The organism is Streptomyces sp. GESEQ-35 (genome assembly GCF_017948485.1).
GTDB lineage: Bacteria > Actinomycetota > Actinomycetes > Streptomycetales > Streptomycetaceae > Streptomyces.
On the sequence record NZ_JAFFSX010000028.1, the window covers coordinates 149,655 to 161,747 of the forward strand.

Annotated in this window: 12 protein-coding genes; 6 read left to right on the forward strand and 6 right to left on the reverse strand. The window is 70.1% G+C overall.

The genetic code is table 11. The features are described 5' to 3' along the window. Positions 1-28: 28 nt before the first annotated feature. Both KCH87_RS39070 and KCH87_RS39075 read right to left on the reverse strand, forming a co-directional pair. Positions 29-1,021 (reverse strand): alpha/beta fold hydrolase, encoded by a 993-nt coding sequence (locus KCH87_RS39070; RefSeq protein WP_308299024.1) that lies wholly within the window; start codon positions 1,019-1,021, stop codon positions 29-31. 193 nt (positions 1,022-1,214) lie between these two features. Next, positions 1,215-1,790 (reverse strand): TerD family protein, encoded by a 576-nt coding sequence (locus KCH87_RS39075; RefSeq protein WP_210592625.1) that lies wholly within the window; start codon positions 1,788-1,790, stop codon positions 1,215-1,217. Positions 1,791-1,953: 163 nt separating this feature from the next. On the opposite strand from KCH87_RS39075, the gene arfB reads away from it, so the two are divergent. After that, on the forward strand, positions 1,954-2,382 hold the full coding sequence (gene arfB / locus KCH87_RS39080; protein WP_210592626.1) for an alternative ribosome rescue aminoacyl-tRNA hydrolase ArfB: 429 nt from the start codon (positions 1,954-1,956) through the stop codon (positions 2,380-2,382). Between the two features lie 82 nt (positions 2,383-2,464). After that, complete coding sequence (locus tag KCH87_RS39085) at positions 2,465-3,325, forward strand: sigma-70 family RNA polymerase sigma factor (protein ID WP_210592627.1); 861 nt, start codon at positions 2,465-2,467, stop codon at positions 3,323-3,325. An 87-nt stretch (positions 3,326-3,412) separates the two neighbouring features. Here the strand turns inward: KCH87_RS39085 and KCH87_RS39090 are convergent, their stop codons facing one another. Next, a complete protein-coding gene (locus KCH87_RS39090; RefSeq protein ID WP_210592628.1) occupies positions 3,413-3,997 on the reverse strand; it encodes a flavin reductase family protein in 585 nt (194 codons plus the stop codon). 325 nt (positions 3,998-4,322) lie between these two features. On the opposite strand from KCH87_RS39090, the gene cdgB reads away from it, so the two are divergent. Beyond that, positions 4,323-5,981 carry a diguanylate cyclase CdgB gene (cdgB, locus tag KCH87_RS39095; RefSeq protein ID WP_210592629.1) on the forward strand — a complete coding sequence of 553 codons (1,659 nt, stop codon included), beginning with the start codon at positions 4,323-4,325 and terminating at the stop codon, positions 5,979-5,981. 119 nt (positions 5,982-6,100) lie between these two features. Further along, positions 6,101-7,072, forward strand: coding sequence for a carbohydrate-binding protein (locus KCH87_RS39100; RefSeq protein ID WP_210592630.1), 972 nt, complete (start codon positions 6,101-6,103; stop codon positions 7,070-7,072). A 3-nt stretch (positions 7,073-7,075) separates the two neighbouring features. Here the strand turns inward: KCH87_RS39100 and KCH87_RS39105 are convergent, their stop codons facing one another. The 3 genes from KCH87_RS39105 to KCH87_RS39115 all read right to left on the reverse strand — a co-directional run bounded on the left by KCH87_RS39105 (position 7,076) and on the right by KCH87_RS39115 (position 10,296). Continuing rightward, entirely contained in the window at positions 7,076-8,005 is a 930-nt protein-coding gene (locus tag KCH87_RS39105) for a 1-phosphofructokinase family hexose kinase (RefSeq protein ID WP_210592631.1), read from the reverse strand. Between the two features lie 135 nt (positions 8,006-8,140). Beyond that, the gene (nagA, locus tag KCH87_RS39110; protein ID WP_210592632.1) at positions 8,141-9,352 is read right to left on the reverse strand and encodes an N-acetylglucosamine-6-phosphate deacetylase; all 1,212 of its coding nucleotides are present in this window, start codon (positions 9,350-9,352) and stop codon (positions 8,141-8,143) included. Beyond that, positions 9,352-10,296: an ROK family protein gene (locus KCH87_RS39115; protein WP_210592633.1), complete on the reverse strand. Its 945-nt coding sequence runs from the start codon at positions 10,294-10,296 to the stop codon at positions 9,352-9,354. The genes nagA and KCH87_RS39115 overlap by 1 nt, the downstream gene beginning before the upstream one ends. A 157-nt stretch (positions 10,297-10,453) precedes the next feature. On the opposite strand from KCH87_RS39115, the gene KCH87_RS39120 reads away from it, so the two are divergent. Further along, the gene (locus tag KCH87_RS39120) at positions 10,454-11,671 is read left to right on the forward strand and encodes an extracellular solute-binding protein (RefSeq protein ID WP_210592647.1); all 1,218 of its coding nucleotides are present in this window, start codon (positions 10,454-10,456) and stop codon (positions 11,669-11,671) included. A gap of 48 nt (positions 11,672-11,719) precedes the next feature. Further along, positions 11,720-11,947 (forward strand): DUF3263 domain-containing protein, encoded by a 228-nt coding sequence (locus KCH87_RS39125; protein ID WP_210592634.1) that lies wholly within the window; start codon positions 11,720-11,722, stop codon positions 11,945-11,947. Positions 11,948-12,093: the final 146 nt, after the last annotated feature.

Genomic DNA, 12,093 nt, shown 5'->3' on the forward strand with positions numbered 1-12,093 from the left:
CCGCCCATCGTATGAGGTTCGTGGTGACTCAGCCGCCGATGAGGGGTGCCGAGAGGCGGCAGCGCACCGGCTTCGCGTGGGCGGGGTCCAGGGTGTTGCGGACGAGTTGGAGGGCGTTGGAGTCGTAGGCGATCGAGATGTGTTCGGACAGGTCCTGGGGACAGACCTCCTGGAGCAGGACGTTTCGTACGGTCGCGCCCGGCCCTGCTTTGAGGAACTGGTTGTGGTAGGGCGTGACGACCTCGTCGTAGCGGGTGACGATCGTGGTGTAGTCGACTCCTGGTTGTGTGTCGCCGTCCCGGTCGAGCGTGGTGTTCACCCGGGACCCGGGCATCTGGTCCGCGTACGCCTGCCCCAGCACGAGGGAGGCCGTCGCGTTGAGGCCGAGGGCGGTGGAGAGGTTGCCCAGGCCGGAAGCGCCGGCGCCGTGGTTGGACGGGGCCAGGCCGATGAACCGGCGCACCTTGTTCTTCGCTGGATTCGCGGGGTTCGTACCCCCCTCGAATCGCAGGTACCAGCGGGGCAGCACGCCGCCGCCCTGAGAGTGCCCCACCAGGTCGACCTGACGGGCGCCGGTGGCGGCGAGCACCCGGTCCACGTAGCGGGCGATATCGCGGGCGGAGTCGGGGATGTGCCGCGAGCCCTTGAACGGAACTCCCGGTTGCCCGCCGTAGTTCGGCGCGAAGACGCAGTACCCGGCCCGCTTGAGCAAGGGGGACAACCCACTCCAGTTCATGTGGGCGTTCGTCCAGGTCGCATGCAGCAGGACGACGGGTCGGGGGTGCGCGGCGGTGGGCCGGCACTTCCAGTCGTTGGCCCCCGGCGGCGAGACGTCCGGCTGGAGCGTTCCGCGGAGGAAGGCTTCGGGGGCCGAGACGCCCGCAGTCACGGGCGGGTTCGGGCGGTCAGCCGCGACCGACGTACCCGGGCAACCGAGTGCCAGGGCTGTGATCGCGCCGACGGCGGCCAGCCAGGTGATCAGGCGGGAACGCGGCGCAGACCGGGCAGGGCGAGGTGACACTTTCCGCTCCTAGGCAGGATCGGGCACAAGCAGACGCCCAAGATCCTCAAGGAGCGGTGGCCGGGACTACGGCCAACCCGCACCGGACACACCCCCCGTTGGAGTAGCACCTTTCATTCGTGCGGCTCTGCCGCCGACGACGACGGAGCCCCCGGCCTCGAAAGGCCGGGGGCTCCGTGAGTCAGCGCGTCTCTCAGACGTTCACGCCGAAGTCCTGCGCGATTCCCACCAGGCCCGAGGCGTAGCCCTGGCCGACCGCGCGGAACTTCCACTCGGCGCCGCTGCGGTACAGCTCGCCGAAGACCATCGCCGTCTCCGTGGCCGCGTCCTCCGACAGGTCGTAGCGGGCGATCTCGGCGCCGCCGGCCTGGTTCAGGATGCGGATGTAGGCGTTGCGCACCTGGCCGAAGTTCTGCGTGCGGTTCTCGGCGTCGTAGATGGACACCGGGAAGACGATCTTTTCGATGTCGGCCGGGAGGCCGGCCAGGTTGACGTTGATCGCCTCGTCGTCGCCCGCGCCCTCGCCCGTGCGGTTGTCGCCGGTGTGGACGATGGTGCTGTCCGGCGTCTGCTTGTTGTTGAAGAAGATGAAGTGGGCGTCGGAGTAGACCTTGCCCTGGGGGTTGACCGCGATCGCGGAGGCGTCGAGGTCGAAGTCCGTGCCGGTGGTGGTGCGGACGTCCCAGCCGAGACCCACGGTGACGGCGGTCAGGCCCGGAGCCTCCTTGGTGAGCGAGACGTTGCCACCCTTGGACAGGCTTACAGCCATTGTTTGGGAGTCCCTTCCCTCGTTTACGTACGGCAAGAACGCTACAGCTACCCCTATGAACGCCGGGAGGGTACGCGAGGTTCCAGGTGGCTTTACTTTCTTTACCTGGGCCGGACGGGATATTCGGGTGACGTGGACCGGACAGGCACGGGACCATGGAGCCATGTCCGGTCCCTATGCCATCCGCGGCTCCGTCTCCCTGCCCGAGGCCGAGCTCATGTGGCGTTTCTCGCGGTCGTCGGGGCCGGGCGGACAGCACGTCAACACCAGCGACTCCCAGGTGGAACTGCGCTTCGACCTGGCGAAGACCGAGGCGCTGCCCGAGGTGTGGAAGCGGCGGGCCCTGGAGCGGCTGGCCGCCCGGCTCGTCGACGGCGTCGTCACCGTACGGTCCTCCGAGCACCGCTCCCAGTGGCGCAACCGCGAGACCGCCGCCGTACGCCTCGCCGCGCTTCTGGCGGAGGCCACCGCGCCGCCGCCCAAGCCGCGCCGGGCGACCCGCATTCCGCGCGGGATCAACGAGCGGCGGCTGCGCGAGAAGAAGGCGCGGTCGGACACCAAGCGAGGGCGGTCCGGGCGGGACTGGTCCTGAGCCGATCGGCGCGCGCTGTCACGTTTGCCGCACGCCGTCCGTCATGTTCGTGTCGACCGACCGCGATACGAGGGGCCCGGCCATGACCGACGCGCCGTACAGCAATGAATTCCTCGCCCAGCGCTTCGAGTCCCATCGAAGTCACCTCAGTGCCGTCGCCTACCGCATGCTCGGCTCCCGCGCCGAGGCCGAGGACGCGGTGCAGGAGGCCTGGTTCCGGCTGAGCCGCTCCGACACCAGCCGGGTCGACAACCTCGGGGGCTGGCTGACGACCGTCGTCGGCCGGGTCTGCCTCGACATGCTGCGCTCCCGCAAGTCCCGTGCCGAGCAGCCCCTCGACTCCGGCGCGCCCGGGCCGGCGGACACGGCACCGGACCCGGAGCAGGACGCGCTGCTCGCCGACTCGGTGGGCGTCGCGCTGCTCGTCGTACTGGAGATGCTGACGCCCGCCGAGCGGCTGGCGTTCGTGCTGCACGATCTGTTCGCGGTGCCGTTCGAGGAGGTCGCCACGATCGTGGGGCGGACGCCGACCGCGGCCCGGCAGCTGGCCAGTCGCGTCCGGCGGCGGGTGCAGGGCGCCGAGGCCCCGGACGCCGATCTGGTCCGGCAGCGCCGGGTCGTCGACGCCTTCCTGGCCGCCGCGCGGGACGGTGACTTCGACGCGCTGGTCGAGGTCCTCGACCCGGATGTCGTCGCGCGGCACGAGGGCGGCGTACTCACGGGCGCCGCCGCGGTGGCCGCCGGTGCGGCGAGCTTCGCCCACCTCGCCCGCATCGCACGGCCCGCCCTCATCGGTGGTGCCACCGGAATCGTCGTCCTGGTCGACGGCCGCCCCGAGCGGGCGCTCACCTTCACGGTCGCACACGACCGGATCACCGTGATCGACATCACGAACGAACCGACCCGCGCCGCCGAACTCGACATCACACTGCTCGACGTCTGAACGGAAGTTTGAACGGAAGTCAGAATGTGGGTCCGAGCGGAAGTCTGAACTGCCGTCCGTGCGGGACTTTGCGGGTGGAATTCACGCTTACCCCAACTGCCGGTACCGGCCCCGGAAATAGGCCAGTGGGCCGCCGTCCGCGCTCGGTACGGCGGCCGTCAGTACGCGGCCGATCACCAGGGTGTGGTCCCCGGCGAGCACACGCTGTTCCGTGCGGCACTCCAGGGTTGCGAGGGCGCCGCCCACGACGGGGGCGCCGGTCGCCTCACCGCGGGTGTAGGGGATGTCCTCGAACAGCAGACGGTCGCTGATGCGGCCCTTCATGGCGAAGCGGCCGGCGATGTGGCGCTGGCTCTCGGAGAGGACCGAGACCGCCCACAGGGGCTGTTCGGCGAGCAGGTCGTCCATGCGGGAGCCGTCGCGCAGGCTGACCAGGACCAGAGGCGGGTCGAGGGACACCGACATGAAGGCCGTCGCCGTCATGCCGACGTCCTCGACCTTCGGCGACGTGGGGTCGTCCGGGTCGAGCGGGGGCTCCTGCGCGGTCACCAGGACCACGCCCGCGGCCAGCCGGGACATGGCGGCGCGGAACTCTTCGTTGCTCACCCCCTCAGCATGCCCGGCGGGGGACACGGGGGCGGGCGGGGTCGTGGCAGAGGGAGTGTTCAGCACGCGGAAACGCTAATCTTCGGCTCGCGTGCGGCGCATCGGGCGTCCGCCCGAGACGGGTCCTAGGACCACAGACGCAATCGCCTCCGCAATCTCCACAGATGCACAAAGTTTGCGTTCAGTAAACGCACAGGAAAAACGCAGAAACACCGCTCAATTGTTCATGTTTCGCTGTGACTTGAGTCACAAGAAGCATTAATTGTTGACCCTGTGTACCGAGTGAGCAGCGCGCTGTGATTCAGTGTCGGGAAGATACAAGGGCACTACTGATCAAGAAGCGCCGATGAGAACCCTTGATTCGCTGCGAGGTCTCGGGGGGAGGGCGAGCATGGAGACCGAGTCGGAGCCGTACGTCCGTCTTGCGACTCTGCGACAGCTGCATCAGGTCATGGCGGACATGAACACGGCCCGCAGCCTTGCAGACACGTTGCAGACCGTCGCCGACGGCGTCGTGACCGGCCTCGGCTATGAGCTGGCATGCGTCAACCTCGTCCGGCCGGACGGCGATCTCGTCGTGGCCGCCTTCGCCGGCAACCCGGCCGCGGAGGCGCTCATCACCGGCCGTGTCGGCTCCCGCGAGTCCTGGGAGCGTCGGCTGAGCATGGGTGAGCAGTGGGGCGACCTGGTCTTCATCCCGCACACCGAGGGCTGGGTCCTCGATGACGACGACGTACCGCAGTGGTACACCGACGGGCCCGCGCCCCGCTTCGATGACGAGTGGCACCCGTCGGACCGGCTCTTCGCGCCGATGCGCACGCCCGGCGTGCAGGGCGGCTCGTGCGGCGAGCTGATCGGCGTGCTCTCCGTGGACCGGCCGCGCAACGGCCGCCTGCCCGGCGCCTGGGGCCGCGAGGCCCTCCAGATGTACGCCTTCCAGGCAGCCATCGCCATCAGCAACGCACGTCTACGCGCGAATATGCAGCGGGCATTGGTCAGACTCGAACGTGAGCAGCAAGCCCTGCGAGCCAGCGAGGAAAGCTTCCGGCAGGCCTTCGAGTACGCCCCCTCCGGCATGGCCATAGCCGAGATGGGCGGCGACCAGCACGGCCGGATACTCCGGACCAACGACGCGCTGTGCCGGCTGCTGGGCCGCCCCGCCTCCGCGATGCGCCGCTACTCCTTCTCCGACCTCGTCCACCCCGAGGACATCGGCACACTGCTGCGGACCTCGGCGGAGGGCGGGCGCGCGGAGCTACGGCTGGGCCGCCGGGACGGCACGTACGTCTGGGCCTCCCTCCGCAACTCCGTCGTCGCCGACGCAGCCGACGGCCCCCGCTTCCTCCTCACCCACGTCGAGGAGATCGAGGAGCGCAAGCGCCGCGAGCTCCAGCTCGCCCACCGCGCCTCCCACGACTCCCTCACCGGCCTGCCGAACTCGGCCGAACTGCGCGCCCGGCTCTCCTCCCGCCTCTGCCAGCGCCCCACCCACCCCGGCGCCCTCGAACCGGTGGACGCGGCGTTCGGCCATCCCGCCTTCGATGCCAACGGCCACGGCTTCGACTACCGGCCGAGCGGTGGCATCGAGGTGTACGACGCCTACGACCACCACGTCCACACCACCGCCCCCGAGGGCGAGCAGGACGACGGCACCAAGGGGCTCGCGGTTCTCTTCTGCGACCTCGACGGCTTCAAGTCGATCAACGACCGGTTCGGGCACAACGCGGGCGACGCCGTGCTCATCGAGGTGGCCCGGCGGCTCAGCGGCGGCGTGCGCGACGGCGACACGGTGGCCCGGCTCGGCGGCGACGAGTTCGTCGTCCTCGCCGACGGCCTCGCCCGCGCCGACGCGGCGGATCTCGCGGCCCGTCTGCGCACCGAGATCATCCAGCCGATCCGGGTCGACGGCCGCGGCATGCGGGTCGGCGCCAGCTTCGGTATCGGCTGGGCACACTGCGGCATGACTGCGGACGAAGTGTTGAAGTCGGCTGACGAGCGGATGTACGTCGAGAAACGATCGCGTCCCAAACAGCACAGACGTGCGGGATGATCGCAGGTCAGTGAGCTGATGCGACCGGAGTCACCCGTTTGGGCCTCACGGAGCGGGTAGGCTCGCCATTCTGACCCCATGCACTGCATCCGCACCGCACCTGTTGAGGAGACCAAGGGATGACGCCCGGCAACAACGGCGCGAGCACGCCCGAGGACGACGACCCGTTCGGCTATCTCTACGCCGACGGCCAGGCCAACGGCGCCCAGCCGCCCTCCGGCGGTTACGGCTACCCCGGCTCCGTCGGCTCCGTCAACAGAGCGCGATCGGTCGGCCAGCGCCAGTACGGCCAGCAGGCGGCGCCCACCGCACCCACCGAGCAGTACGGCCAGACCCTGCCGCAGCAGCAGGGCGCCTTCGGCCAGCCCACCGCCCACTACGCCGCGCCGGAGACCTTTCCCGGCGGCGGCGGTCCCTCCGGCCCGCAGCAGACCTCGTACAGCGACAGCGGCGGTGGCCGGGGGCGTGGGCCCAACACCAAAGGGCTGTTGATCGGTGCGGTCGCTGTGGTTGCTGCGGTTGTGATCGGCATCAGCGTGGCGATGCTCGGCGGCGACGACGACAACAAGGCCGACGGGAATCAGTCGTCCAGCACGCCGACCGCGGAGCAGAGCGCGGAGCCGAGTAAGTCGGCCGGCGACGGCGGGGACAGCGAGGTGGAACTGCCGGCCAACGACGCGAAGGCGCTGCGGCTGGGCGGGAGCGCTGCTCTGGCCTCGGACGTCGAAGGTGCCCAGTCGGACGGTGGCGTCTACGTCGGCAACCTCAACCAGGTCGGCAACTCGGTGACCTGGACGGTCAACGGGATCCCCAAGGACGGCGTCTACACGCTCTTCGCGGGATACAGCGTCCCTGGCAAGGATCAGTCGATGACGCTCACCGTCAACGGCAAGGCGTTCGGCAGCAAGATGAACCTGGGCAACTTCGCGAAAGCCGGCGAGGGTGACTACGCGAAAGCCTGGACCCAGACCTACGCGTGGCCGGCGCTCAACAAGGGCACCAACACGATCTCCCTGTCCTGCGAGAGCGGTGACCAGTGTGATGTCCTGCTCGACCAATTCTGGCTGAAGGCCGGGCAGGTCAAGGAATAGGCCCTAGGCCGCGCTGACCTCCCCCGTCACCGCCACCCGCTCCACCAACTCCTCGTACGCCGCCCGGTCGAACTCGCCCGCCACCGGCGCCAGTACGGTCGCCGCCGACAGGGCGACCGCGCGGGCCAGTCGGTCCGGCCACGGGAGGCGCTCCACCAAGCCCGAGAGCAGGCCCGCGACCGCTGAGTCGCCGGCGCCGGTCGGGTTGCCGTGGACGGGGGCTGGTGGGGCTGCGCGCCAGTGGCCCTCGGGAGTGACCGCGAGCAGGCCGGCGGGGCCGAGTGAGGCGATGACCGCGTGGGCGCCGCGGCGGCGGGCGTCGCGGGTGGCCTGCAACGGCTCGTGGGAGCCGGTGAGTTCGGCCAGTTCGTCGGCGTTGGGCTTGATGAGGTCGGGGCGGGCGGCGACCCCGCGGCGGAGTGGCTCGCCGCTGGTGTCCAGGAGGACCGGGACGCCTGCCGCCCGCGCATCCCGTATCAGTCCGGCGTACGCGCCCACCGGCACGCCCGGCGGCAGGCTGCCGCACAGGGCCACTGCGGTCACGGACGGGAGCAGATCCTCGTATGCCTCCTGGAAGGCGGACCACTCGGCGGGTGTGATGACCGGGCCGGGTTCGTTGAGTTGGGTCGTGTCGCCGGTTTTCTCGTCTACGACCGCTATGGTCCGGCGAGTTGGGCCGGTGACCGGAATGAGCGCGTCCACCACGCCTGGTATGCCGGTGAGTTGGTCCTGTACGACGCGTCCCGTCGCGCCGCCCGTGAAGCCGGTGACTGTCACCTCGTGGCCGAGGGCGGCGAGGATGCGGGCCACGTTCAGGCCCTTGCCGCCCGGCCGTTCGGTCACCTCGGCCACCCGGTGCGAGGTGTGGGGCCGCAGGCCCCGTACGCGATAGGTGATGTCGAGAGCGGTGTTCAGCGTGACGGTGAGGATCACCTGGGCCGACCTCCCCCGAAGAACGCATGTGGAGAATGCGCTTACTGTCTGTCCGTCCGGATGACCGATCATGCCAAAGAGACGGTGGCCGGCCCAGTCCCGGGTCGGCCACCGTCTCGCTGACTGCCGGACGTATCAGCCCAGTTGGGGGCTCAGCACCCATTCGCCCCGGCGCATGACGCCCTTCAACGTGAAGTCCCGGTCGAGGATCACCAGGTCCGCGTACTTGCCGGGCTCCAGGGAGCCGATCGTGTCGTACATCCCCAGCAGCTTGGCCGGGTTGGCGGACAGGGCCGTGACCGTGTCCTCGACCGGGAGGCGGTCGATCGTCACCGCGCGCTTGAAGGCGCGGTCCAGGGTGAGGGTGGAGCCCGCGATCGAGCCGCCCTCCACCAGGCGGGCCACGCCCTCGCTCACCTCGACCTCCAGCGGGCCGAGCATGTAGCGGCCGTCGCCGAAACCGGCCGCGTCCATCGCGTCGGTGATGAACGCCACGCGGTCCGCTCCCGCGTGGTGGAAGGCGAGTTGGAGGGAGGCGGGGTGGAGGTGCGTGCCGTCGTTGATGAGCTCGACCGTCACTCGGTCGTCCTCCAGGAGCGCGGCGATCGGGCCCGGCGACCTGTGTCCCAGCGTCGGCATCGCGTTGAAGAGGTGGGTCGCGACCGTGGCGCCCGCCTCGATCGCCTCCACCGTCTGCTCGTACGTCGCGTCCGTGTGGCCGATCGCCGCGATGACGCCGTGCTCGGCGAGGAGGCGTACGGAGTCGATGCCGCCCGGGAGTTCGGTGGCGAGCGTGACCATCTTCGCCCTGCCGCGCGCCGCGTCGATCAGTTTGCGGACCTCCGCGGGGTCCGGGTCGCGCAGCAGTTCCTCGGAGTGCGCGCCCTTGCGGCACGGCGAGATGAACGGGCCCTCGAAGTGGATGCCGGCGATGTCGCCCTGTTCGGCGAGTTCGCTGAGCAGGCCCGCCCGTTGGACCAGGAAGTCCATGTCGCCGGTGACGGTCGATGCGACGAGGGTGGTGGTGCCGTGGAGGCGGTGGGTGTGGATGCCGGTGACTACGTCGTCTTGCGTGCCTGAAGTGAACGAGGCGCCGCCGCCGCCGTGGTTGTGGATGTCTACGAAGCCGGGTACTACGTAGTGGCCGGTTAGGTCGATGAGCTGGGCGTTTTCCGGGGCCGCGCCGGTGATGCGGGTGCCCTCGACGATCACCTGGCCGTCGTAAACGGTTCCCGTCGGCATGACCACGTTGGCGCCGGACAGGACGAGGGGCGTCTTCGCCGTCGCGGGCTGCGGGTTTGGTGTGGCTGGTCGCGCAGTTCCCCGCGCCCCTGAGGGGGTTGCCATCAGGCCGATTCCTCCTTGCGGTCGGTCATGTCGAGGAGATCCCAGGCCAGTAGCCCGGCACCCAGGCATCCGGCTGTGTCGCCCAGGGCCGCGGGGACGATCGTCGGCGGCTTCTGGAAGGTGATGCGTTCTCTCACCGCGTCCCGCAGTGGTGTGAACAACGTTTCTCCTGCTTCGGCCAGTCCGCCACCGATGATGAGCGTGCGGGGGTCCAGCAGGGTGAGGGCGGTGATCAGGCCGTCGGCGAGGGCGGAGACGGCCTGCTGCCAGATCGTCAGGGCCGTGGGGTCGCCGGAGGCCACGGCCCTGGCGCAGTCCGCCGCGTCCGCGTCCGGGTTGCCGGAAGCCTCGGCCCAGGCCTCGCTCACCGCCGCCGCCGACGCGTAGCGCTCCAGGCAGCCGCGCTGGCCGCAGGGGCAGGGGGTGCCGGCGGGGCGTACGACGATGTGGCCGATCTCGCCGGCGAAGCCGTGTGCGCCCGACTCCACCCGGCCCTCGATGCCGATCGCGCCCGCTATGCCGGTGCCGAGGGGCACGAAGAGGAAGCGGTCGGCGCCCTGGCCCGCGCCGATGCGGCCCTCGGCGAGGCCGCCGGTGCGGACGTCGTGGCCGAGGGCGACGGGGACGCCGCCGATCCTTGCGGTGAGCAGGTCGCGCAGGGGTACGTCGCGCCAGCCGAGGTTGGCCGAGTAGGCCGCGATGCCCCGGACCTCGTCGACTATGCCGGGCACGGCGACGCCTGCTGCGGACGCGGGCTCGCCGAAGCTCTGTTCGCCGTAGGCCCGTAGCTCCGCGGCGAAGTCGAGGATGCTCTCGACGACGGCGTCGGGTCCGCGGTCGCGGCCGGTCGCGCGGCGGGCCCGGTGCAGCAGCTCGCCCTTCGCCCCTACCAGGGCGGCCTTCATCCCGGTGCCGCCCACGTCGAGGGCGATGACATGTCTCACGGAGGACAGTGTGGCCCGTGGACCCGGAAGAGGTCTAGTCCACTTACGTGGTGTAGACCTTATGGCTGAGTTTCGAAAGTTTTCGCGATGGTGGGGCAGGAGAGCAGTGCAGCGGCGTAAGAGGACAGGGGCGATCGCGGTGGTGTCCGCTCTGGGCATGACGGCGGCCCTCGGCGGCTGCGGCCTGGGCGGTGACTCGAAGGACGTGACCTTGAAGCTGGTCGCCGCCGACTACGGCGACAGCGCGGCCAACAGCTCCGAGAAGTACTGGGGCAAGCTGGTCGAGGAGTACGAGGCCGAGCACCCCGGCGTGCAGATCGACGTCAGCGTCTACTCCTGGAACGACGTCGACCGCAAGGTCAAGGAGCTGGTCGAGGCCGGCAAGGCGCCGGACATGGCGCAGATCGGCGCGTACGCCGACTACGCGGACAAGAAGCTGCTCTACCGCGCCGACGACCTGCTCTCCATCACCTCCCAGGCCGGTTTCGCCTCGCAGCTCGCCAAGGCCGGGCAGGTGAACGGGGTGCAGTACGGCATGCCCTTCGCCGCCTCCACCCGGCTGCTCTTCTACAACAAGACCCTCTTCGAGGACGCCGGCCTCACCCCGCCGACCACCTGGGACGAGCTTGCCGCGGACGCCGCGGCGTTGAAGGCGGACGGCGTGAAGTACCCGTACGCCCTGCCGCTGGGCTCTGAGGAGGCGCAGGCCGAGACCATGCAGTGGCTGCTCAGCGGTGGCGGCGGCTACACGGACGGCTACGGCATCTACGGCATCGACTCGCCGGAGAACGTCGACACCTTCACCTGGCTCAAGGACGACCTGGTCGGCAAGGGCCTGACCGGGCCCGTCGCGCCGGGCGAGCTGAACCGCGCCGACGCGTTCGCCGCGTTCGCGAAGGGGGACGTCGGCATGCTCAACGGGCACCCCTCGCTGATGAAGATGGCCGCGAAGAAGGGCGTCAAGTTCGGCATGGTGCCGATGCCCGGCGTCGACGGTGAGAGCGAGGCGACGATGGGGGTCGCCGACTGGATGACGGCGTTCAAGCAGAACGGGCACGCGGAGGAGGTCGGCGACTTCCTCGACTTCGTGTACGCGGAGAAGAACGTGCTGGACTTCTCGCGCGAGTACGACCTGCTGCCGGTCACGACGGCCGCGTCCGCGACGATGTCGGAGGCCGAGCAGGATGCCGATCTCAAGCCGTTCCTGGACGAGTTGCCGCTCTCCGAGCTGTACCCGGTCGGCAAGACCTCCTGGGCCGAGGTCAGCGCGGCCGTCAAGAAGCGGATCGGCCAGGCCGTGTCCTCCGCCGGCACTCCGTCGGCAGTGCTGTCCCAGCTCCAGACGACGGCCGCGTCGGCGGCGAGCGCGGAGTAGCTCCGCTTGGTGCCGCGTCTGTCGGTGCCGGGGGATAGCGTGCGGGGCATGGAGCAACTGGGCCGCAGGGAGCAGGACATCCTCGCGCTCGAACGCCGGGGTTTTCCGGGGCCGGGCGCGAAGGAGCGTGCGATACGGGAGGAGTTGGGGCTGGCGCCGGTGCGGTATTTCCAGCTGCTGAACGCCCTGCTGGATGATCCTCGGGCGCTGGCTCATGACCCGGTGACGGTGAATCGACTGCGGCGAGTGCGGAACGCACGGCGATCGGACCGCTGAGCCCCCTGGGGGCTGCGCCCCCCCGACCCCACGCGCGGCGATCGGACGGCTGAGACCTCCTGGGGGCTGCGCCCCCAGACCCCCCTTCGGCCTGAACGGCCTCGTCCTCAAACGCGGGACGGGCTGGGATTGGGTGACCGGTGTCG

Bases quoted from the DNA above. Each gene is read 5' to 3' on its own strand.
- KCH87_RS39075 (WP_210592625.1), bottom strand. From the start codon at position 1,790: ATGGCTGTAAGCCTGTCCAAGGGTGGCAACGTCTCGCTCACCAAGGAG.
- KCH87_RS39100 (WP_210592630.1), top strand. From the start codon at position 6,101: ATGACGCCCGGCAACAACGGCGCGAGCACGCCCGAGGACGACGACCCG.
- nagA (WP_210592632.1), bottom strand. From the start codon at position 9,352: ATGGCAACCCCCTCAGGGGCGCGGGGAACTGCGCGACCAGCCACACCA.
- KCH87_RS39125 (WP_210592634.1), top strand. From the start codon at position 11,720: ATGGAGCAACTGGGCCGCAGGGAGCAGGACATCCTCGCGCTCGAACGC.
- cdgB (WP_210592629.1), top strand. From the start codon at position 4,323: ATGGAGACCGAGTCGGAGCCGTACGTCCGTCTTGCGACTCTGCGACAG.
- KCH87_RS39085 (WP_210592627.1), top strand. From the start codon at position 2,465: ATGACCGACGCGCCGTACAGCAATGAATTCCTCGCCCAGCGCTTCGAG.
- arfB (WP_210592626.1), top strand. From the start codon at position 1,954: ATGTCCGGTCCCTATGCCATCCGCGGCTCCGTCTCCCTGCCCGAGGCC.
- KCH87_RS39120 (WP_210592647.1), top strand. From the start codon at position 10,454: ATGACGGCGGCCCTCGGCGGCTGCGGCCTGGGCGGTGACTCGAAGGAC.